Raw genomic sequence first — 20,057 nt, forward strand, 5'->3', positions numbered from 1 at the left:
TTCGCTGTGTTCAGATCACGCTCTTGCGCACTTTGCCGTCGGCAGCTTTGAGGCCGTCCGCCGTGCACTTGCCGAGGTCCGGATAGATCGAATACGGGTCCGGCGCGACGTGCTCTGCCGAAGCCTTCACGATCTTGAAGCTGCCGTCGGCCTGGCACTGGCCGATTTTCGGCTTCAGCCAGGCGTTGAAGTTCTGATCGTCGATCCAGATCAGTCCTTCTGGGGAAACCGCATCCTCGACCTTGATGCCGCCGGTACTGTCGCGGATCGCGCGCGGCGTCACCTCCTCCAGGCCAACCTTGGCGATGGCCTTTTCGAGACCGTACTTGAAGACGTAGGCGGAAAGATAGGTCTCTTCCATATTGTAGTGGGTGACACCGTTCTTGCCGTACTTGCTCTTCAGGAATCCCTCCACGAACTTGTGGTTGGTCGGATTGTCGAGCCCCTGGAAATACGGCGCCGAGAGAAAGTGGCCGGCCCCGAACTCGTTGCCCATCGCGCGGGTTTCGATCTCGCCCGTAGTGAGCGAAGCAATCGGCATCGAGTCGACCTTGAAGCCCTCCTGCTTGAACTGCTTGTGGAAAGCGATGTCGGATGCACCGACCACGGTCGAGAAGATGAAGTTCGGCTTCGCCTCCCGGATCTTGTTGAGCACGGGGCCGAATTCCGAACTGCCGAGCGGGATGTATTCCTCACCAAGCAGTTCGCCGCCAGCCTGCTGCAGCCAGACCTTGGCGTTCTTGTTGGATTCCTTCGGCCAGACATAGTTGGAGCCGACGAAGAAGACCTTCTTGCCGAACTGCTGGACCATGAACGGAATCAGGTCCTTCGAGTGCTGGTTCGCCAGCGGACCGGTGCAGATCGTGTTCTGAGTGCATTCCGCGCCCTCATAGCAGGTCGGGTAGTAAAGCAGGTGGTTCTGCGCCATGACGGTCGGCAGGATCGCCTTGCGGCTCGCCGAGGTGTAGCAGCCGAACAGCGCGACGACCCGATTGCGCAGGATGAGTTCCTTGGTCTTCTCCGAATAGACGTTGAAGTCCGACTTCGCGTCGACGATCACCGGCTCGATCGGTTGACCGGCGATGCCGCCGGCCTTGTTGATCTCGTCGATCGCGTACTGCATCACGAGCGTCGAGTCCTCCTCCGGCACCGCGAGGCCGCCGGTGAGCGAAAACAGGAGTCCGACCTTGATGGGCTCACCCTTCTTGATCCAGGACTGAGCTCCCCACGCCTGATTGGTGCTCTTTACGAACCCGTATGGAGCGGCAAGGACCGTCGCAGCTCCGAGCGTTGCCTTCATGAAAGCACGACGATCTGCCCGCATAACAGCCTCTCAAGTGATTTTCTCTACACGAAATCTATTTTCTAAACGATACAAGTGACCCGAACTTTCTCAAGAGTAAAATTTGTGCACTGACAGTTACAATGAGGACAGCTCGGTTTTTACTGCGTCGGGCGACGCAACTGCACGGCCGCGATTGATCGCGACATCGTTCGGAAGTTCTGCGAGCCGACGAGCCGCGGCGCGGCGCCAAGTCAGACGCCAAGTCACACGTCGCGGTTGCGGGCTGAAAAATTCTTACCGCCTCCGCCTGCCATCGTGTTACGACTTGCGCTGATAAGAACGGGATAACATGCAGATGAAAAGAAAGAGCGCGGCAACGCCGAAGGAAACGGTCATCGAGAATTCGGACTACCGCACGGGCTCGAATGCGCCGGTCGAAAGCAGCCGAAGTCTGGAGCGCGCGCTCGGCGCGAAGATCAGGGATACCCGACGTCAGCAGGATCTCTCGGTGCTTGATCTGGCGAGCGCCGCGAACATCTCGGCCGGCATGCTTTCGAAAATCGAGAACGGCCAGATTTCGCCGTCGCTTTCCACGCTACAGTCGATTGCGAACGCGCTTACTGTGCCGCTTAGTTTGCTGTTCGCGGCATCCGAGGAGCGGCGCGACTGCTCCTTCGTTCGCGCCAAGCAAGGCGTGGTCATCGAACGACGCGGCACCAAGGTGGGACATGTGTACCAACTGCTCGGACATGTGAGCGGCGAGGACGTCGTCGTCGAGCCGTACCTCATCACGCTGAAGGAAGAGGCCGAGGCCTATACGGGATTCCAGCACGCCGGCACAGAGTTCATCTACATGCTCACCGGCGAGGTGATCTACCGTCACGGCAACAAGAGCTACCGGTTACGCCCGGGCGATTCCATGCTGTTCGACTCCGGCGCGCTGCATGGGCCCGAAGTGCTGGTGAAGCGGCCGATGACTTACCTCTCGATCATCGTGTATCCGCGGCGCCCCGCCTAATTCTGCCTCATCGCGCCCAATTTCTTATCAGGAAAAACTTATTCCTCACGATTGACGAAGCGTCCGAAGCTGCTACATTTGCTCTCCAAGTCAGGGAGCAGCGCATGTGCGGCATTGTCGGATTGTTTCTCAAGAACGAACAGCTTCAGCCGGAGCTGGGCGAACACCTTTCGCGCATGCTCGCGACGATGTCGGCCCGCGGTCCGGACAGCGCAGGCATAGCGATCTATGGCGCAGGGGCCGACGATCTCATCAAGCTGACGCTGCGCGCCGCCGACGCGGCCGTGGACCGCGATCTGGCGAGGACGCTCGGCGCGGTGCTGAAAGCGCCGGTCGATCTGGTGCGGCGCTCCAATCATGTCGTGGTGACGATACCCCGTGAGCAACAGGCGCAGGCCCTGGCCTGGCTGCGCGAGCATCATCCCGAGATACATCTCGTCAGCGCCGGCTCCCGGATGGAGATCTACAAGGAGGTCGGCCTGCCGGAGCGCGTCGCCGACCAGTTCTCGCTGCCCGCGATGCAAGGCACCCACGGCATCGGCCATACGCGCATGGCGACTGAATCGGCGGTCACCACTAATGGCGCTCACCCCTTCTCGACGGGCGCCGACCAGTGCCTCGTCCACAATGGTTCGCTCTCCAACCACAACGCGGTCCGGCGCGGCCTCAAGCGCGAAGGTTTCGTCTTCGAGACCGAGAACGATTCCGAGGTGGCCGCGGGCTATCTGACGTGGCGGATGCGCGAAGGCGACAGCCTCAAGCAGGCGTTGACGTCCAGCCTTGTCGCACTCGACGGCTTCTTCACCTTCGTCGTCGGTACCCGCGACGGCTTCGCCGTGCTCCGCGATCCGATCGCCTGCAAACCGGCCATCCTTGCCGAGTCCGATGACTATGTCGCATTTGGCTCCGAGTTTCGCGCCCTCTCGGCGTTGCCAGGCATCGAGAACGCCCGCGTCTTCGAGCCCGAACCGGCGACCGTCTACGCTTGGGAACGTCGATAATGCCCGTGATCGATCTGGAGCGGCAAACAGTCCGAGAACTCAACGCGGCGCTGCACCGTCTCGTACCTGATACCAACGAGACCCTGTGGGAAGTCAGCAACTCCAACGGCAAGCATGCGATCGGAACGGGCGTCGATGCACCCATCGAAATCGATATCAACGGACATGTCGGCTATTACTGCGGCGGTATGAACAAGCAGGCGTCGATCCGCATTCACGGCAATGCCGGAACGGGCGTCGCAGAGAACATGATGTCGGGCGTCGTTCATGTGATGGGCGATGCGAGCCAATCCGCCGGCGCCACCGGTCACGGCGGACTGCTGATCGTCGATGGTGACGCAGCCGCACGCTGCGGAATCTCGATGAAGGGCATCGACATCATCGTCAAGGGTTCGATCGGCGCCATGAGCGCTTTCATGGCCCAGGCCGGCAACCTCGTCGTCTTCGGCGATGCCGGAGAGGCCCTCGGCGATTCCATCTACGAAGCGACCATCTTCGTGCGGGGAAAGGTGAAGAGTCTCGGCGCCGACTGTATCGAAAAGCCGATGGCGAAGGAGGACAAGGCCCGCCTCGCCGCACTGCTCCACCGGGCCGGCGTCGAAGACGCCAACCTCGACGAGTTTCGCATGTATGGGTCGGCACGCCGTCTCTACAACTTCCACATCGACAACATTGCATCCTACTGACGGCAGACGATGGCAGCCCCAAAACCGATAAGAACGGAACCGCGCTTCTCAGCAACCTTCGACCGCTACACGATTTCTGAGATTCAGCGCGCCGCGGCCACCGGCATCTATGACATCCGCGGCGGCGGCGCCAAGCGACGGGTACCGCATTTCGACGACCTGCTGTTTCTCGGCGCCTCCATATCGCGCTATCCGTTGGAGGGTTATCGCGAAAAGTGTGGCACCGACGTCGTGCTCGGCTCTCGCTTTGCGAAAAAGCCGATCCACCTCAAGACGCCCGTCACCATTGCCGGCATGAGCTTCGGCGCATTGTCGAGCACGGCAAAGGAAGCGCTCGGCCGCGGTGCCAGCGCGGTCGGAACCAGCACGACGACCGGCGACGGCGGCATGACCAACGAGGAGCGCGCTCATTCGTCGCTCCTCGTCTACCAATATCTCCCTTCACGCTACGGAATGAACCCCGACGATCTGCGCCGCGCCGATGCCATCGAGATCGTGGTCGGCCAGGGCGCCAAGCCTGGCGGCGGCGGCATGCTGCTGGGACAGAAGATCTCCAGGCGCGTGGCCGAGATGCGCACGCTGCCGGAAGGCATCGATCAGCGTTCCGCCTCCCGTCACCCCGACTGGACCGGCCCCGATGACCTCGAGATCAAGATCGAGGAACTGCGCGAAATCACCGATTGGGAGAAGCCGATCTACGTGAAGGTTGGGGCGAGCCGCCCGTATTACGACACGGCCCTGGCCGTGAAGGCCGGTGCGGATGTCGTCGTGATCGACGGCATGCAGGGCGGAACGGCCGCCACGCAGGAGGTCTTCATCGAGAACGTCGGTATTCCGACGCTGGCGGCGGTGCGCCCCGCGGTGGAGGCGCTCCAGGAACTGGGCATGCACCGCAAGGTGCAGTTGATCATCTCCGGCGGCATTCGCAACGGCGCCGACGTCGCCAAGGCGCTCGCCCTCGGAGCCGACGCGGTCGCGATCGGCACGGCGGCGCTGATCGCGCTGGGCGACAATAACCCGGCGCTCGAAAGCGAATACAACAAGCTCGGCACGACGGCCGGCGCCTATGACGACTGGCATGAGGGATTGGATCCGGCGGGCATCACCACGCAGGATCCGGAGCTTGCAAAGCGCCTCGATCCGGTCGTCGCGGGGCGGCGGCTTGCCAACTTCCTGTCCGTTCTTACGCTGGAAACGCAGACAATCGCACGCGCCTGCGGCAAGAACCACGTCCACAATCTCGAACCTGAAGACCTTGTCGCACTCACCGTCGAAGCGGCTGCGATCGCGCGCGTTCCGCTCGTCGGCACCAATTGGACTCCTGGCCGGGACCGATACTGACACTTACCGCTGATGAAGAGGCACCATGTCGATCGATCTTGCTGAAGCCGCCAAAGAACGGAAGATCAAGTACTTCCTGATTTCCTACACCGATCTGCTGGGCACCCAGCGTGCCAAGCTTGTTCCGGCCGAAGCGATCGGAGGCATGGCGAGGAACGGCGCCGGTTTCGCCGGCTTCGCCACCTGGCTCGACATGACGCCGGCCGATCCGGATATCCTTGCCATTCCCGATCCGGACAGCCTGATTCAACTTCCCTGGAAGCCGGAGGTCGGCTGGCTAGCCGCCGATCCATGGATGGGCGGCAAGCTGGTCGAGCAGGCGCCACGCAATATGCTGAAGAGACTGATCGCAACGGCGGCCGACCGCGGCTTTCAGCTCAAGAGCGGCGTCGAATGCGAATTCTTCCTGATCTCGCCGGACGGGGAGAACATCGGCGACATCTCCGATCGTCAGGCCAAGCCCTGCTACGATCAGTCGGCGCTGATGCGGCGCTACGAGGTGATCAGCGAAATCTGCGACGGCATGCTCCAACTGGGCTGGAATCCCTACCAGAACGACCACGAGGACGCGAACGGCCAGTTCGAGATGAACTGGGACTATAGCGATGCGTTGGTTACCGCCGACCGCCACGCCTTTTTCAAATACATGGTGAAGTCGATTGCCGAGAAGCATCAGCTTCGCGCGACTTTCATGCCGAAGCCGTTCTCCGGCCTTACGGGCAACGGCTGTCACGTCCACGTCTCGCTGTGGAAGGGCAACAGGAATCTCTTTGAAGACGAAAAGGGCGAGCTCGGCATTTCATCGATCGGATACGCCTTTATCGGCGGCATCATTCATTCTGCCGACGCGCTGGCGGCCATTCTCAATCCGACGGTGAACTCCTACAAGCGGATCAACGCGCCGCGCACGCTGTCCGGGGCAACCTGGAGCCCGAACACGGTCACCTTCTCGGGCAACAACCGGACGCACATGATCCGAATACCTGAAGCGGGACGGTTCGAACTGCGCCTCGCTGACGGCGCGGCCAATCCCTATGCCATGCAGGCCGCCATCCTGGCCGCCGGGCTCGATGGCATCCAGAGCAACCGCGACCCCCGCAGGCGCCTCGACATCAACATGTACACTGACGGCCATCTGGTGCAGGACGTCAAGAAACTCCCGCTCAACCTGCTCGATGCCCTACGAGCACTGGAAGGCTCCAGACTATTGAGCGACAGCCTCGGCGAATACGTGCCGGCCTATCTGAAGCTGAAGCACCAGGAGTGGAACGACTTTTCACGACACCTCACGCAATGGGAGCGCGAGACCACGTTGGATTGCTGACATGGATCCGTCGTTCGCCTGCCGCTCAGGTGCAGTACATGCCCATGGAGATCTGGCCGATCCGCTCGAATCCACTTGTTTTGTCCGGCCTTTCGGGCTGTAATTGATTAAGGCGCTATTCGCCTGTTCGCACGCTTCGATGCTGCAGCGTGTTCCAAGGCAACGACTGCCAATCCCATTCACGGAGGGACGGTGGCGCTCGGCCTCGCGGCATCAATCCTTCGTCATGCACGGAGGATGTTTCATGAATCTCGACGCCTACCGGATCGCCGACGAGCCCTACTACCAGCCGCTCGGCCATGAGATCGAGACCTTTCAGGCCGCCTATGCCGAGCGCCTGCCGGTGATGCTGAAGGGACCGACCGGCTGCGGCAAGACCCGCTTCGTCGAGCACATGGCCTGGCGGCTCGGCAAGCCGCTGATCACGGTGGCAGCGCATGAGGACATGACTGCCGCCGATCTCGCAGGGCGTTACCTGCTGGAGCCGCAGGGAACCGTGTGGCACGACGGGCCGCTGACGCTCGGGGTGCGCCACGGCGCGATCTGCTACCTCGACGAGATCGTCGAGGCGCGGCAGGACACCACCGTAGTGATCCATCCGCTTACCGACGCGCGCCGCATCCTGCCGCTGGAGAAGCACAACGAGATCGTGCCGGCGCACGGCGATTTCCAGCTCACGATCTCCTACAATCCGGGCTACCAGAGCGCGGTCAAGGATCTGAAGGAATCGACCAAGCAGCGCTTCGTCGCGATCGATTTCTCCTATCCGCCGCCGACCACGGAAGCCGCCATCATCGTCCGCGAGTGCGGCACCGATGACGAGCTTGCCGGCATCCTGGTCGCGATCGCGCAGCGCTCGCGCAATCTGCAGGGCCACGGCCTCGACGAGGGCGCTTCCACCCGCATGCTGATCCATGCCGGGCGGATGGTGCGCGCAGGCTTGCCGCTCGACGTCGCCGTGCAATCCTCCATCGTGCTGCCGATCACCGATAACCCTGACATCCGCGCGGCGCTCAGCGACGCCATCCAGGCCTGCCTGCCGTGAACGCAGCCAAGCAGGTCACGCTGCAGCTGGTGCCTCCCGACGAGGAGGACAGCGCGACGCGCCGGATCCATCGTTTGATGCTCCAACGCGAGACGCTGCGGCCGATGTTCCTGATAGCCTGGGACGATCTCTCGCAGCGTTTCGGTGTGAACGAGCTCGAAGCCTGGGCCGGCGCCGTGCTGACGCTCGCGCATGTCAATGCCGGGCCCGCCTGCCTGATCGCCTATTAGAACACAGGTGACCATCGGGAAATCGCACCGCTTTTGGTAGCGGGCCAGATTGCGGCCGACATCTGCCGAAACGCCGGCGCGCAGGCTGCGACCGCCGCCCTGAAGGCGCTGCCGATTGCCTCGCGCCTCTTCGGCAGCGGCCCGGCTTTGGCGCGATGGTGGCGGGTGATGGATCTGCTGGCGCAGCAGGCGCCGGAATCGGTTGCGCCGACCGCAGACAACATCGCCGCAATTCTCGCCCCCGGCACGATCGACGCCTTCGAGAATTTCGTCGCGGCCGGACTGAAATTGGCATCCGGCAACAAGGCGCGACGGCTGGCATTCTTCCACCTCGAGGACGAGCTCGCGCGCCGTATGATCGCGCGCGATATCGGCAGCGTGACATTCCTGGAAACCGAGATCGAGCTGAAGGCGTTCATCACTGCGCTCTGGGGCAAGCCCCCTTTGCTGCGCAGCCTTGCCGCCGACATCAGCCAGGCGCCGCAGCGGCGGACCTCGATTGCTGGCCCCTTGATTCGCTTGCCGGAAACCTTTCGCGGCGTGCAGTGCGATGCGGCGCGAGCGCTGTTCCGCGCCGCGGCGGCGCATGCGCAGGCGCATCTCGTGCTGGGCGACGGGCTGTTTCCGGTCGGCACGCTGAAGCCGCTGCAGATCGCACTCGTCAATCTGATCGAGGACGCCCGTATCGAGACGCTGGCGATGCGGCAATTGCCGGGCCTGCGGCGGCTGTGGGCGCCCTATCACGTGGCGACGCCGTCGGGTGTGGTGGCGGCACCGACCTTGCTGGCACGGCTGGCGCGCGCGCTGTTCGATCCCGCCTATGTCGATGACGACAGCTTTGTCGCCAAGGGCCGCGCAATGTTTCAGGCGGCCTTGCCTCGCATCGACGACCCCGCCATCAGCCGCGAGATCGGCATGCTGCTGGGCAACGACCTCGGCCAGATGCGGGTGCAGTTCAACGTCAAGACCTACGTCGTCGAGCCTGTCTATCGCGACGACGGCCTGGGACTATGGGACTTCGGCGAGAACGCTCCTCCCTCAGGCGAGGTGATGGAACTGCCGGTCGATGCAGTGCGGATGGAGCGGCAGGAAGCGCCTGATGGCAACGGCAACGAACCAGACCAACAAGGTGAAACGCTCGGACGCGGCCGGCCGGTAGCGCCGGACGAGCGCGGCACCATCATCGCAAAATATCCGGAATGGGACCGCGCCCATGGCATCGAACGCCCCGAGTGGACCACGGTGCGCGAGGTGGCCGCGCATGCCGGCGATCCGCGCCTGATCGAAGCCGCGCTCGACCATGCAGAGGCGCTGCGCAGCCGGATCGGACGATTGGTGCGCGGCGTGCGGATCGGCCGCACCATTCGTCTCAACCGGCAGCATGAGGGCCACGACATCGATATCGACGCCGCGCTCGACGCCGGCATCGCGCTGCGCATCGGGCAGGAGCCGGATCCGCGCGTGTTCCGCTCGTCGACATCAGTTCATCGCGATCTCGCGGCGCTGCTATTGATCGATGTCTCGGAGTCGACGCACGACCCGCTCGCCTCCGGCGCGACCATTCTAGATGTCGAGCGCCTGGCGGTTGCGGTGCTGGCGGAGGCGATGGGAAGGCTCGGCGATCCCTTCAGCCTCAAGGCGTTCGCCTCGGACGGACGCGACGACGTCAGGATGACCACGGTAAAATCCTTCGAGGAGCCGTACGACCGGAGCTGCGTGGCCCGGCTCGCCGGGCTGAGATCGGGACTGTCGACGCGGCTCGGCACCGCGCTGCGCCATGCGGGAAAGGTGATCGGCAAGACCAATTCCGGCCGCAAGCTGGTGATCGTGCTGACCGACGGCGAGCCGTCCGATATCGACGTGTCCGATCCGCTCGACCTGGTCGAGGATGCGCGCCGCGCTGCGCTCGGCCTGAAGAACGCCGGCGTCGATGCCTACGGCGTGGTGCTCGGCAAGGCCGGCATCCAGGCGGCGTCGCGGATCTTCGGGCGCGGCAACACGATGATGGTGCACCGGATCGAGGATTTGCCGGGGCGACTGTCCGAACTCTATTTCCGCCTGGCGCGGCGCTGAGCCTACTTGCGCCGGCGCACGAGATCGGAGCCGAGCGCCGCGCGTCCGGCGACATGGAACGCCGCTTCGAGCCCGCGCGCGAGCGTGCCGCCGTCCGGCGCCAATATCCGCATCACGAGTCCAGCTTGGTTCGGCGCAGGCGAAGCACCCGACAGGCAGCCGCAGCCATCAACGATCTGGCCGAGGGTTCCAACATCGGGCAATTCGTCCGGCGGAGCGATCAGCACGACGGTCGCAGCGGCCGCCATGTCGCCGAGCGAGCCGGCGCGCGCCTCATTGCCCCGGATAGATCCGCGATCGAGCAGCAGAACGCGGCCGTCGGGACGCAGGATGCGCAGCCGGCTGGAGAACGATGCGAACGGCCGTCCCGCCTGCCGCGGGTCGTGCACGGCAAATCCGTCGGCCAGGAACAGCACCGCATCCTCCGCCACCGTCGCGATGGTGTCGAGGCACAGATCGGCGCCGGGAAACAGCACACAGGGATCGCTCGCGATCGCGCAGAACGCGCCCGGACCGACTGTGATGGATTGCTGCTGCAGCGTGCCGGCCTCGCGTCCGTCATGCACGACGGTGGACGCCTGCGTCGTCAGGTGAAACGCGGCATTGGCGGCAACGTCCACATCGAGCTTGAGGCGGTCGCCGGCATAGAGCCCGCCGGAGGCCGACTGCAGATAAAGCGTGAGCAGCTCGGGCCGCGCCGCGTCCAGATAGAAGCCGCGGGTGACGTGAAAGGGATAGCCGACATGCTGGCGCCGCAGCACGGTGCGGCCGCCGGCAAGGTCCGCGGCGAGATGCGCTTCGGCGCTGCGGCCGGAGTCAAATGCGGAAGAGGACAGCGGCAGAGATCGCATCGGCAACCGCCTCTATACCGGCACCGGCGCGCGCGTTGGTCGCAAGCACCGGCCGTCCGCCCCTTACCCGGACCGCCTCTGCCAGCATCGGTTCGAGCTCGACACCCACATATGGCGCAAGATCGACCTTGTTGACGACGAGGAGGTCGCAGCGGAGCAGGCCGGGCCCCTTCTTGCGCGGAATGTCGTCGCCGCCGGCGACATCGATCACGAACATCCACCAATCGACCAGGTCGAGCGAGAAGGTCGAGGCGAGATTATCGCCGCCGGATTCGAACAGGATCAGCTCAAGCCCGGGAAACCGCGCTTCCAGATCGTCGCCGGTGGCGATGTTGAGCGTCGGGTCCTCGCGGATCACCGTGTGCGGACAGGCACCGGCCTCGACCGCGGAGACGCGCGCCGGATCGATCAGGCCGGAACGGCGCAATCGCTCGGCATCCTCCTTGGTCACGAGATCGTTCGTCACCACGGCAAAATCGATACCGCGGCGCTGCAGTACCGGGATCAGCGCCTCGATCAGCGCGGTCTTGCCGCAACCGACTGGACCGCCGATGCCGACCCGCGCCGCGGCGGGACCGGGGTGGGTTGCGGCGCGCTCAGCAGGTCTCAGCTTGTCGAGCATCGCATCACCTCAGCATATAGCGCCGCGCCAGCGGCAATTCGCGCGCCGGCTCGCAGGTCGCAAGCGCGCCGTCGACGAAGACGTCGAAGGTTTCAGGATCGACGGTGATCTTTGGGCAAAAGTCGTTCCAGAGCAGGTCGCGCTTGGAGAGCTTGCGTGTCCCCTTCACCGGCAGCAATTTCTTCGACAGGCCGAGCGAGCCGGCGAGATCGCGCTGCAGCGCCAGCGGATGTACGAAGCAGGCCGACAGCGCCGCCGGCGCGCGGCCGAACGCGCCCCATTGCGGGCGCATCAGGATCGGCTCGCAGGTCATCAGCGAGGCCGCGCTGTCGCCCATCGCGCCCCAGGCGATGAAGCCGCCCTTGATCACCAGCTCCGGCTTGATGCCGAAGAACGCCGGGCGCCACACCACGATGTCTGCAAGTTTGCCGTCTTCTAGCGAGCCGACATGGTCAGCGATGCCGAATGTCCTCGCGGCATTGATGGTGTACTTCGCCACATAACGGCGGATGCGCGCATTGTCGCCGAAGCCCGCGCGGTCTTCCGGCAGTGCGCCGCGCTGGTCCTTCATCTTCGAGGCGAGCTGCCAGGTGCGGCAGATCACTTCGTGGATGCGGCCCATGCCCTGGCTGTCGGAGCCGAGCATCGAGATCGCGCCGATGTCGTGCAGCACGTCCTCGGCCGCAATGGTCTGCGCGCGGATCCGGCTTTCCGCGAACGCCACATCCTCCGGAATCGCCGGATTGAGGTGGTGGCATACCATGGTCATGTCGAGATGTTCGTCGAAGGTGTTGACCGTGAACGGATTGGTCGGATTGGTCGATGACGGCAGGCAGTGCATCTCGCCGGCGACACGGATAATATCGGGCGCGTGGCCGCCGCCGGCGCCCTCGGTGTGATACATGTGAATGGTGCGGCCGCCGATCGCTTCCAGCGTGTTCTCGACGAAGCCGGATTCGTTCAGCGTATCGGTGTGGATCTGGACCTGGAAATCGTATTCGTCCGCGACGCGGAGGCAGGTGTCGATCGCGGCCGGCATCGAGCCCCAGTCCTCGTGCAGCTTCAATCCCATGACGCCGGTCTCGAACTGCTCGACCATCGGCGGCACGCGATGCGAGTTGCCGCGGCCGAGGAAGCCGAAATTCATCGGCCAGGCTTCTGCGGCCTGCAGCATCTTGCCGGTATTGAAGGGGCCGCCGGAATCGATGCCGACCGTGATCGGTCCGAGCGAGCCGCCGATCATGGTGGTGATGCCGCTGGCAAGCGCATGCTCGACCAGGCCGGCGCTGTCGAAATGGACGTGGACATCGATCGCGCCGGGCGTTGCGATCAGGCCCTCGCAATCGCGCACGGTGGTGCCGGTCGAAACGATCAGCCGAGGATCGACGCCGTCCATGATCGCTGGATTGCCGGCCTTGCCGATGCCGACGATGCGCCCGTTCCTGATGCCGAGATCGCCCTTGACGATGCCGATCACGGGATCGATCACCACGACATTGCAGAGCAGGAAGTCGAGCGCACCTTCGGCCGAGGTGATGCCGGCCATGCCGAAGCCGTCGCGCAAGGTCTTGCCGCCGCCGTGCAGGCACTCATCGCCATAGACGGCGTAATCCTTCTCGACCACGGCCATCAGCGAGGTGTCACCGAGGCGGACGGAGTCGCCGGTGGTCGGCCCATAAAGTGCGGCGTAATCGCGCCGGTCGATCATTGCCACGGTTATGCCCCCCTGAAGTCGCGTGCTTTGGCTCGCGCCAGCGCGGCGTCCCGCACGGCCGGATCGGTGCCGAGGCCGTCGGTGAGGTTGTTGAGCCCGGTCAGTTCGCGGCGTCCGCCGAATTCGACCAGCGATACTTCCTTGGACGCGCCGGGCTCGAAGCGTACGGCCGTGCCGGCGGGAATGTCGAGCCGCATGTTGAAGGCGGCGGCGCGGTCGAATTCGAGCGCCTTGTTGACCTCGAAGAAATGGAAATGCGAGCCGATCTGGATCGGACGGTCGCCGGTGTTGACCGCGGCCAGCTTCACCTTGCGCCGGCCGGCATTGAGTTCGAGCTGGCCGTCCCGTACGGTGATCACGCCTGGATGCTCGACATCGGCGGCAGCACCCGGCGGAGGGCGGATCGGCTCATGCACCGTGACCAGCTTGGTGCCATCGCCGAAGACGCATTCGACCTGGATGATATGCATCATCGCGGCAATGCCGGGCAGCACGTCGTCGGTGGAGAGGATCGTAGAGCCATAACCGATGAGGTCGGCAACCGAGCGGCCGTCACGCGCGCCTTCGAGGATCTCGTCGGTGATGATCGCGACCGCTTCGGGATAGTTCAGCTTCAGTCCCCGCGCGCGGCGGCGGCGCGCCAGTTCCGCGGCATTGAAGATCGTCAACCGTTCCAGCTCCGTGGGCGTCAGCAGCATGCTATCTCACTCTCAATTGGCGAACAGCCGCAGGTCGGCCTGCGCGTGGCGCGCCGCGGCGACGTCGAGGAAGGGCGCAAAGCTTTCGAGCTCGAGCGGCGTTTCGTTCATCGTGAGCTGCTCGATCAGCGGCAGGCAATCAGCCAGCACCTCCTGCCCCTGCAGCGCACCGACCGCGCCAAGCCGGATGGCGGCGGTGATCAGGCCCGAGGCGACGGTGTAGCCGGAGGTCAATTGCGCCAGGTTTTCGTCGAGCCCGACCGAGGACCACACCGCGCCCTGCATGACCGCGATATGGCCGAGGCATTCGCCGGAGCGCACTACATCGCGCAGGATGGCCGCAAGATCGTTGCCGATCCGGGCATGCGACGCCAAAAACGACGCTCCGTTGCGGCGCGAGCCTACACGCAAGCTCTCGACCAGCGTCGAGGCCTCCACCTCGCGATCGACAGCGGCGATGACGGCGAGATCGCCATTGCAGCGGAAGCCGCGCAACAGCGCGACCCGGTCATAGCTGGCCCAGCGATGCTTCAGCGCCGCCGCTACCAGCCGTTTCAATTCGCGCGCGTCCAGCCCGTGGCGCAGGGCGACGATGCCCTCGATCCCATAGGAGAACGCGAAGGAGCCGCTGGGAAACGCCCCATCCGCCTGCCATAGCGCGCGCAAGGTCGACAGCATCGTTTAATGACTTCGATCGTGCTGGTTGACGTGATGCCCATCGTGGCCGTCCTCCGATGCCGCATGATCCGGCACGTCTTCCTCCTCGTCGAGCACGCTGATGCCCACACGGCGCGAGGCGACCATGTCCTCCAATCGCGCGATGTAATCCTCCGGTCGGCCTTCGAGCGCCACGAACAGCACCTCGCCGCCGAAGCGCACACGCCAATGCAGATTGCCGACGTGATAACCGAGCTCGATCGCATCGGCGATCGAGCGCGGCTCGAGCTTCAGCCAGCGTTCGGTCGCCGCCCGCACGACGATCGCGCGGTCGTTCTCCAGCACGAGCACCGCGCCATCGAACAGTTTCTGGTGGCGCGGCAGCGCGATCGCAAGCTCGACGCCGCCGCGGGTGGTGATCAGAAGCCGCCGCCGCGCCAGATCGGCAACGGGCACGTTGACAATATCGACTGCGCCGCGGTGCTCGAGCCGGTGCAGCTCCTCGGACAATTCCGGCTCCAGCCGGCTACCGAGCACGCGTTCGATGCGCAGCATCGCAGTCTCCTTCCCACATCATGCTGCAGGCTGTCACTTCGCCAGCAGCTCCTTCAGCTTGGCGTCGATGAAATCGACATCCGCAGGATTGGTGCCGGGACCGCCCGCGAAGTGGCCCCAGATCGAGGGAACCGGAACGAACTCGGCGTTTGGCATGTGCTCCACTTCGGACTGGCTGTCTTCCGGCGGAAAATAGAGGTCGGTCTGACCAGGCATGACATAGGCCTTGGCCTTGATCGCGCCCAGCGCCGCCTTGAAATCGCCCTTGTAGATTTCGTTGTCGCTGATATCGCCGTTCTGCCAGGTCCACAGCATGGTCAGGAGATTGTTGGGATCCTTGGGCAGGAAGAAACCTTCCCAGAATGCGACCAGGAAGTCTTCCAGCGAGGAGTAACCAAGCGCCTCGAGATCGAGCTTCTCGCGATAGAATGCCTGGGAGAATCCCCAGCCGGCATAGACGCGCGCCGCGGCACGCAAGCCACGGGCGGGCTTCTCGGTGTACCAGCCTTCCTTCCAGACTGCGTCGGCGGTCAGCGCCGCCTTCACGCCTTCGAGGAAGACGAAATTGTGCCGCGAGCATTTCGCCGAGCCGCAGAACGGCGCGATCAGGTCCATCATGTCGGGGTAGAGCGCGCCCCAGTGGAAGGTCTGCAGCGCGCCCATCGACCAGCCGGTTACAAGGCGAATGTGCTTGATGCCGAACTTCTCGGTCACCAGCCGGTGCTGCACGCGCACATTGTCGTAGGCCGTCACCTGCGGAAAACGTGGGCCGTTATAGGGCTCGGGCGTGTTGCTCGGCGATGACGACAGCCCATTGCCAAGCATGTTCGGAATGATGATGAAGTATTTGCTCGGGTCGAGCGCGCGCCCCTCCCCGACCAGCCACTCATTGTCGTAGTGCTGGCCCGAATACCAGGTCGGATAGACGATGACGTTATCCTTCGCGGCGTTCAGCGTGCCGAAGGTCTTGTACGCCAGCCTGCAGCCGCGCAACGTCGCGCCGCGCTGCAGCCTGACGTCGCCGAGGTCGTAGATCTCGTAATCGAGAGTCATGACGGCGCATCCTCTCTTATTTCATGGCTTTCTTTCATGGTCTCGCGTGCGCCGGCCGACTGTTCGGCCGGCGCCGCATCATACTCCAGTTCAACGATGCGCGACCTTCTTGGCTGGGATGCCCTCGATCGGACATTCCTCGGTGCCGACGGTCGAGCGGGTGAAGGATTCGACCATCTCGCGCGTGCCTTCGGGATCGGCGATCCATTTCGCATAGAACTCGTAGGGGCAGGTCGCGACGCCGCGGTCGCCGTCACCGGAATTGATCATGCCGGTGTAGCCGCGATGAACCAGCTTGAAGAGATGGTTCTGCGACTGGCCATTCGCGCGCGCGTCGCGGATCAGCGATTTCGAGAGCTGGGCATATTGCACGCCGTAATCCTCCTCGCCGCATTCGCCGAGCGTGCGGCCGTCGAAGCCGATGATCGCCGAATGGCCGAAATAGGAATAGACGCCATCGAAGCCGGCGGCGTTCGCGACCGCGACATAGACGTTGTTGGCCCAGGCCATCGCCTTAGCCATGATCACCTGCTGGTCCTTCGCCGGATACATGTAGCCCTGGCAACGCACGATCAGCTCCGCGCCCTTCATCGCGCAGTCACGCCAGATCTCGGGATAATTGCCGTCGTCGCAGATGATGAGCGAAACCTTCAGGCCCTTCGGCCCCTCGGAGACGTAGGTGCAGTTGCCAGGATACCAGCCCTCGATCGGCACCCAGGGCATGATCTTGCGATATTTCTGCACGATCTCGCCCTTGTCGTTCATCAGGATCAGCGTGTTGTAGGGCGCCTTCTTAGGATGATCCTCATGCCGCTCGCCGGTCAGCGAGAACACGCCCCAGACCTTCGCCTTGCGGCAGGCTTCGGCAAAGATCTCGGTCTCCTCGCCTGGCACGACGGACGCGGTCTCGTACATCTCCTTGGAGTCGTACATGATGCCGTGGGTGGAATATTCCGGGAAGATCACCAGATCCATGCCCGGCAGGCCGGTCTTCATGCCGACGATCATGTCGGCGATCTTGCGGGCGTTGGCGAGCACCTCCGCCTTGGTGTGAAGGCGCGGCATCTTGTAGTTCACGACGGCGACGCCCACCGTGTCGTTGCTGGAAGTAATATCACCGTGCAGCATATCGCTCTCCTTGCGGTTTTCTGGTCACTGGTTCTTGGTCCTCACGCACCGTTGCCTGCCCCCCGCGACATCCAGCTCACACCGCCATGTGGCGGTGAACCAGCGTGTCGCTGAGCTCGCCGATCTCGCCCGACGCCACCACGCGCCCCTTCTCCATCATCGCGAAGCGATGCGCGGCGCGGCGGACGAACGATACGTTCTGCTCGACCAGGACGACGGTGAGCCCGACGTCCCGGTTGAGGCGGATGATGACGTTCTCGATCTCCTCGACGATCGAGGGCTGGATGCCTTCATTGGGCTCATCCAGCAGGATGATCTTCGGATCGGCGGCGAGCGCGCGCGCGATCGCGAGCTGCTGCTGCTGACCGCCGGACAGCACGCCGCCATTGCGGTCGAGATTGTCGATCAGATAGGGGAACAGTTCGGCCACCAGCGGCGGGATCTCGCGCTTGCCGTCGCTGCGGGCAAACGAGCCCATCAGGATGTTCTCGCGGATCGAGAAGTCCGGGATGATCTCACGGCCCTGCGGCACATAGGCGATGCCCGCCCGCGCGCGCTGAAAGGTCGGCTTGGCGCCGAGGTTGTCGCCATCGAACCTGATCTCGCCGCCCATCCGGTCGGTCAGCCCCATCAGCGTCTTCAACAGCGTGGTCTTGCCGGTGCCGTTGCGACCCATCACGGCGGTCACCTCGCCGTCGGGCACGTCGAGGCAGACATCGTGCAGGATGTGGCTGCGGTCATAGAAACTGTCGACATGGGCGAAGGCGAGCATCACGAGATCCCCTTCGATCCCAGATAGGCTTCGCGCACCTTCGGATTGTTCTCGATCTGCTCGACATTTCCCTCGGCCAGCACCTGGCCGAGATGCAACACCGTGATGCGCTCGGCGATCTCGCGCACGAAGGCCATGTCGTGCTCGACTACGATGATCGTGTGACGGCCCTTGAGGTTGTTGACGATCTCCGAGGTCTTGTGCGTCTCGGCCTGGGTCATGCCGGCGGTCGGCTCATCCAGCAGGATGATCTTTGGGTTTTGCGTGATCAGGAGGCCGAGCTCGAGCCACTGGGTCTGGCCGTGGCTGAGATAGGCGGCGATGCGGTCCTGCTCCTCGATGAGGCCGATCAGCTCCAGCACCGCGTCGACATTGCGCTCCGCCTCCGCGCCGAAGCCGAAGCGCAGATTGGCGAACACGCCCGGCTTCTTGCAGCTCGCCACTTCGAGATTGCGACGGACCGTAAGCTCCTTGAACACGCTCGGGATCTGGAACTTCCGGCCGATGCCGGCGCGCGCGATCTTGTGCTCTTCCCAGTTGGTGATGTCGGTATCGTGCAGATAAACGCGACCGTCGGTCGACTTGGTCTTGCCGGAAATCAGGTCCATCAGCGTGGTCTTGCCGGCGCCGTTGGCGCCCAGCAGCACGCGCAACTCGCCGTCGTCGACCGTCATGGTCACGCCGTTGACGGCCTTGAAGCCCTCGAAATCCACGCTCAAGCCGTCGATGGTGAGTGCCGCCTGCGCCATCGCCTACTCCGCGAGCTGCGACGAGGTTTCGCTCACCTGCAACGCCCGCGGAGAGGCCGCGGGCTTGCGCGCCAATAAGCGGTCGATGAAGTCATGCGCGAGCCCGGCAAGGCCGCGCGGCAGATAGAGCACCACCAGCACAAAGATCAGGCCGATGATCGCTTTCCAGGCTTCGGCAAAGCCTTCGGTCTCGCTGACGGTCGCCGAAATCGTGTTGATCAGGATCGCGCCGATGCAGGCGCCCAAGATCGAGGCGCGGCCTCCGACCGCCGCCCACACCACCATGGTGATGGAGAAGGTCAGGTCCATGAAGGTCGGCGACGCGAACTCCGATACGATCACGTAGAGCATGCCGGCAAAGCCCGCGATCGCCGCCGAGACCGCGAAGAAGAAGGTCTGGTAGGCCGGCACGTCGAAGCCGAGATAGCGCGCCCGGTTCTGGTCGTCGCGCACCGCCTGCAGGATCAGTCCGGAGCGCGTATCGATCAGGAGCCGCGCGCCGACAAGGACCAGGCTGAGCGAGACCGCGACGAGATAGTAGGTGGGAACGATGTAAGGGTCGAACTCGAGGCCCGCGACATTGAACCAGCCGAGATCGGTAAGCCCGTTGAAGCCGTTGGTGACGGGCTGCGAGTCGATCACCACCAGACGAACCAGCAGCACCAGCGCCAGCGTGATGATGGAGACGAACACGCCGGAGATACGCTTGCGGAACACGATGGTGCCGAGGATCGTCGCGAGCAGCACCGGCAGGATCAGCCCCATCGCAACGCCGAACCACTGGCTCTGGAACGGCAGCCACAGGAATGAGGCCTTGTTAATGCAGCAGAGCTCGGTCGGCGCGCCCGGCTCGGCGTTCCACAGCATGAAGTCCGGTACCGGCTTGTCGGAACCCTGCTGCAGGCTGGTGGTGCTCGCGAGCTTCAGCGACATCGCCAGCATGTAGGCGCCGGCGCCGAAGAACAGGCCCTGGCCGAGATTGAGGATGCCGGCATAGCCCCAGGACAGCGCGACCGCGACGCCGAGCATGCCGTAGACGAGATACTTTGCGGCCCGGTTCAGCCAGAACGCATCCATCACCAGCGGCAGGAGCATCATCAGCACCACGAACGCGGCATAGATCGCCCAGTCGATCTTGCGTTTCACCGGCATCGTCAGCGCCCCTTCAGGGCAAACAGCCCCTTCGGCTTGAGCACGATGATGGCGATGACGACGCCGAACACGACCGCGCGCGCAGGATGTCGTTGGTCGCGGC

General features: G+C 63.9%; 20 protein-coding genes. 8 read left to right on the forward strand and 12 right to left on the reverse strand.

Annotated elements, in window-relative coordinates; translation table 11 throughout:
- Nucleotides 1-10 precede the first annotated feature (10 nt).
- Nucleotides 11-1,324: a transporter substrate-binding domain-containing protein gene (locus CWO89_RS09775; RefSeq protein WP_130578414.1), complete on the reverse strand. Its 1,314-nt coding sequence runs from the start codon at nucleotides 1,322-1,324 to the stop codon at nucleotides 11-13.
- A 316-nt stretch (nucleotides 1,325-1,640) separates the two neighbouring features.
- Here CWO89_RS09775 and CWO89_RS09780 point away from each other — a divergent pair, with 316 nt between their 5' ends.
- The 8 genes from CWO89_RS09780 to CWO89_RS09810 all read left to right on the forward strand — a co-directional run bounded on the left by CWO89_RS09780 (nucleotide 1,641) and on the right by CWO89_RS09810 (nucleotide 10,003).
- Nucleotides 1,641-2,303, forward strand: coding sequence for a helix-turn-helix domain-containing protein (locus CWO89_RS09780; protein WP_130578415.1), 663 nt, complete (start codon nucleotides 1,641-1,643; stop codon nucleotides 2,301-2,303).
- Between the two features lie 104 nt (nucleotides 2,304-2,407).
- A complete protein-coding gene (locus CWO89_RS09785) occupies nucleotides 2,408-3,304 on the forward strand; it encodes a class II glutamine amidotransferase (RefSeq protein ID WP_130578416.1) in 897 nt (298 codons plus the stop codon).
- On the forward strand, nucleotides 3,304-3,990 hold the full coding sequence (locus CWO89_RS09790; protein WP_130578417.1) for a GltB/FmdC/FwdC-like GXGXG domain-containing protein: 687 nt from the start codon (nucleotides 3,304-3,306) through the stop codon (nucleotides 3,988-3,990). Before CWO89_RS09785 ends, CWO89_RS09790 begins: the two co-directional genes overlap by 1 nt.
- Before the next feature lie 9 nt (nucleotides 3,991-3,999).
- Nucleotides 4,000-5,331: an FMN-binding glutamate synthase family protein gene (locus CWO89_RS09795; protein ID WP_130578418.1), complete on the forward strand. Its 1,332-nt coding sequence runs from the start codon at nucleotides 4,000-4,002 to the stop codon at nucleotides 5,329-5,331.
- 25 nt (nucleotides 5,332-5,356) lie between these two features.
- Complete coding sequence (gene glnT / locus CWO89_RS09800; protein ID WP_130578419.1) at nucleotides 5,357-6,655, forward strand: type III glutamate--ammonia ligase; 1,299 nt, start codon at nucleotides 5,357-5,359, stop codon at nucleotides 6,653-6,655.
- Nucleotides 6,656-6,899: 244 nt separating this feature from the next.
- Nucleotides 6,900-7,700: a CbbQ/NirQ/NorQ/GpvN family protein gene (locus CWO89_RS09805; RefSeq protein ID WP_130578420.1), complete on the forward strand. Its 801-nt coding sequence runs from the start codon at nucleotides 6,900-6,902 to the stop codon at nucleotides 7,698-7,700.
- Nucleotides 7,697-7,930, forward strand: coding sequence for a hypothetical protein (locus CWO89_RS47750; protein ID WP_245475933.1), 234 nt, complete (start codon nucleotides 7,697-7,699; stop codon nucleotides 7,928-7,930). The genes CWO89_RS09805 and CWO89_RS47750 overlap by 4 nt, the downstream gene beginning before the upstream one ends.
- A 33-nt stretch (nucleotides 7,931-7,963) precedes the next feature.
- Nucleotides 7,964-10,003 (forward strand): nitric oxide reductase activation protein NorD, encoded by a 2,040-nt coding sequence (locus tag CWO89_RS09810; RefSeq protein WP_245475935.1) that lies wholly within the window; start codon nucleotides 7,964-7,966, stop codon nucleotides 10,001-10,003.
- Nucleotides 10,004-10,005: 2 nt separating this feature from the next.
- Here CWO89_RS09810 and CWO89_RS09815 read toward each other — a convergent pair whose 3' ends face one another.
- From CWO89_RS09815 to urtC, 11 genes are all read right to left on the reverse strand, one after another.
- A complete protein-coding gene (locus CWO89_RS09815; protein ID WP_130578421.1) occupies nucleotides 10,006-10,854 on the reverse strand; it encodes an urease accessory protein UreD in 849 nt (282 codons plus the stop codon).
- Nucleotides 10,820-11,476 (reverse strand): urease accessory protein UreG, encoded by a 657-nt coding sequence (ureG, locus tag CWO89_RS09820; RefSeq protein WP_130578422.1) that lies wholly within the window; start codon nucleotides 11,474-11,476, stop codon nucleotides 10,820-10,822. Before ureG ends, CWO89_RS09815 begins: the two co-directional genes overlap by 35 nt.
- Before the next feature lie 4 nt (nucleotides 11,477-11,480).
- The gene (gene ureC / locus CWO89_RS09825; protein ID WP_130578423.1) at nucleotides 11,481-13,190 is read right to left on the reverse strand and encodes an urease subunit alpha; all 1,710 of its coding nucleotides are present in this window, start codon (nucleotides 13,188-13,190) and stop codon (nucleotides 11,481-11,483) included.
- A 2-nt stretch (nucleotides 13,191-13,192) separates the two neighbouring features.
- Nucleotides 13,193-13,888 (reverse strand): urease subunit gamma, encoded by a 696-nt coding sequence (locus CWO89_RS09830; RefSeq protein WP_130578424.1) that lies wholly within the window; start codon nucleotides 13,886-13,888, stop codon nucleotides 13,193-13,195.
- Nucleotides 13,889-13,900: 12 nt separating this feature from the next.
- Nucleotides 13,901-14,566 carry an urease accessory protein UreF gene (locus tag CWO89_RS09835; protein WP_130578425.1) on the reverse strand — a complete coding sequence of 222 codons (666 nt, stop codon included), beginning with the start codon at nucleotides 14,564-14,566 and terminating at the stop codon, nucleotides 13,901-13,903.
- Nucleotides 14,567-14,569: 3 nt separating this feature from the next.
- Complete coding sequence (gene ureE, locus CWO89_RS09840; protein ID WP_130578426.1) at nucleotides 14,570-15,100, reverse strand: urease accessory protein UreE; 531 nt, start codon at nucleotides 15,098-15,100, stop codon at nucleotides 14,570-14,572.
- Nucleotides 15,101-15,133: 33 nt separating this feature from the next.
- A complete protein-coding gene (locus tag CWO89_RS09845) occupies nucleotides 15,134-16,153 on the reverse strand; it encodes an alpha/beta fold hydrolase (RefSeq protein ID WP_130578427.1) in 1,020 nt (339 codons plus the stop codon).
- Nucleotides 16,154-16,243: 90 nt separating this feature from the next.
- Nucleotides 16,244-17,281, reverse strand: a complete 1,038-nt coding sequence (locus tag CWO89_RS09850; RefSeq protein ID WP_130578428.1) for an aliphatic amidase — start codon at nucleotides 17,279-17,281, stop codon at nucleotides 16,244-16,246.
- 76 nt (nucleotides 17,282-17,357) lie between these two features.
- Nucleotides 17,358-18,053, reverse strand: coding sequence for an urea ABC transporter ATP-binding subunit UrtE (gene urtE, locus CWO89_RS09855; protein WP_130578429.1), 696 nt, complete (start codon nucleotides 18,051-18,053; stop codon nucleotides 17,358-17,360).
- Entirely contained in the window at nucleotides 18,053-18,802 is a 750-nt protein-coding gene (gene urtD, locus CWO89_RS09860) for an urea ABC transporter ATP-binding protein UrtD (RefSeq protein ID WP_130578430.1), read from the reverse strand. The genes urtE and urtD overlap by 1 nt, the downstream gene beginning before the upstream one ends.
- A 3-nt stretch (nucleotides 18,803-18,805) precedes the next feature.
- Entirely contained in the window at nucleotides 18,806-19,954 is a 1,149-nt protein-coding gene (urtC, locus tag CWO89_RS09865) for an urea ABC transporter permease subunit UrtC (protein WP_130578431.1), read from the reverse strand.
- Between the last annotated feature and the right edge of the window lie 103 nt (nucleotides 19,955-20,057).

It is taken from the genome of Bradyrhizobium sp. Leo170, assembly GCF_004296405.1.
Classification (GTDB): domain Bacteria; phylum Pseudomonadota; class Alphaproteobacteria; order Rhizobiales; family Xanthobacteraceae; genus Bradyrhizobium.

What these genes read in the sequence shown, in the direction of transcription:
- CWO89_RS09775 (WP_130578414.1), bottom strand. Translation starts at nt 1,324, where the DNA reads ATGCGGGCAGATCGTCGTGCTTTCATGAAGGCAACGCTCGGAGCTGCG.
- CWO89_RS09780 (WP_130578415.1), top strand. Translation starts at nt 1,641, where the DNA reads ATGAAAAGAAAGAGCGCGGCAACGCCGAAGGAAACGGTCATCGAGAAT.
- CWO89_RS09785 (WP_130578416.1), top strand. Translation starts at nt 2,408, where the DNA reads ATGTGCGGCATTGTCGGATTGTTTCTCAAGAACGAACAGCTTCAGCCG.
- CWO89_RS09790 (WP_130578417.1), top strand. Translation starts at nt 3,304, where the DNA reads ATGCCCGTGATCGATCTGGAGCGGCAAACAGTCCGAGAACTCAACGCG.
- CWO89_RS09795 (WP_130578418.1), top strand. Translation starts at nt 4,000, where the DNA reads ATGGCAGCCCCAAAACCGATAAGAACGGAACCGCGCTTCTCAGCAACC.
- glnT (WP_130578419.1), top strand. Translation starts at nt 5,357, where the DNA reads ATGTCGATCGATCTTGCTGAAGCCGCCAAAGAACGGAAGATCAAGTAC.
- CWO89_RS09805 (WP_130578420.1), top strand. Translation starts at nt 6,900, where the DNA reads ATGAATCTCGACGCCTACCGGATCGCCGACGAGCCCTACTACCAGCCG.
- CWO89_RS09815 (WP_130578421.1), bottom strand. Translation starts at nt 10,854, where the DNA reads ATGCGATCTCTGCCGCTGTCCTCTTCCGCATTTGACTCCGGCCGCAGC.
- ureG (WP_130578422.1), bottom strand. Translation starts at nt 11,476, where the DNA reads ATGCTCGACAAGCTGAGACCTGCTGAGCGCGCCGCAACCCACCCCGGT.
- CWO89_RS09830 (WP_130578424.1), bottom strand. Translation starts at nt 13,888, where the DNA reads ATGCTGCTGACGCCCACGGAGCTGGAACGGTTGACGATCTTCAATGCC.
- CWO89_RS09835 (WP_130578425.1), bottom strand. Translation starts at nt 14,566, where the DNA reads ATGCTGTCGACCTTGCGCGCGCTATGGCAGGCGGATGGGGCGTTTCCC.
- ureE (WP_130578426.1), bottom strand. Translation starts at nt 15,100, where the DNA reads ATGCTGCGCATCGAACGCGTGCTCGGTAGCCGGCTGGAGCCGGAATTG.
- CWO89_RS09845 (WP_130578427.1), bottom strand. Translation starts at nt 16,153, where the DNA reads ATGACTCTCGATTACGAGATCTACGACCTCGGCGACGTCAGGCTGCAG.
- CWO89_RS09850 (WP_130578428.1), bottom strand. Translation starts at nt 17,281, where the DNA reads ATGCTGCACGGTGATATTACTTCCAGCAACGACACGGTGGGCGTCGCC.
- urtE (WP_130578429.1), bottom strand. Translation starts at nt 18,053, where the DNA reads ATGCTCGCCTTCGCCCATGTCGACAGTTTCTATGACCGCAGCCACATC.
- urtD (WP_130578430.1), bottom strand. Translation starts at nt 18,802, where the DNA reads ATGGCGCAGGCGGCACTCACCATCGACGGCTTGAGCGTGGATTTCGAG.
- urtC (WP_130578431.1), bottom strand. Translation starts at nt 19,954, where the DNA reads ATGCCGGTGAAACGCAAGATCGACTGGGCGATCTATGCCGCGTTCGTG.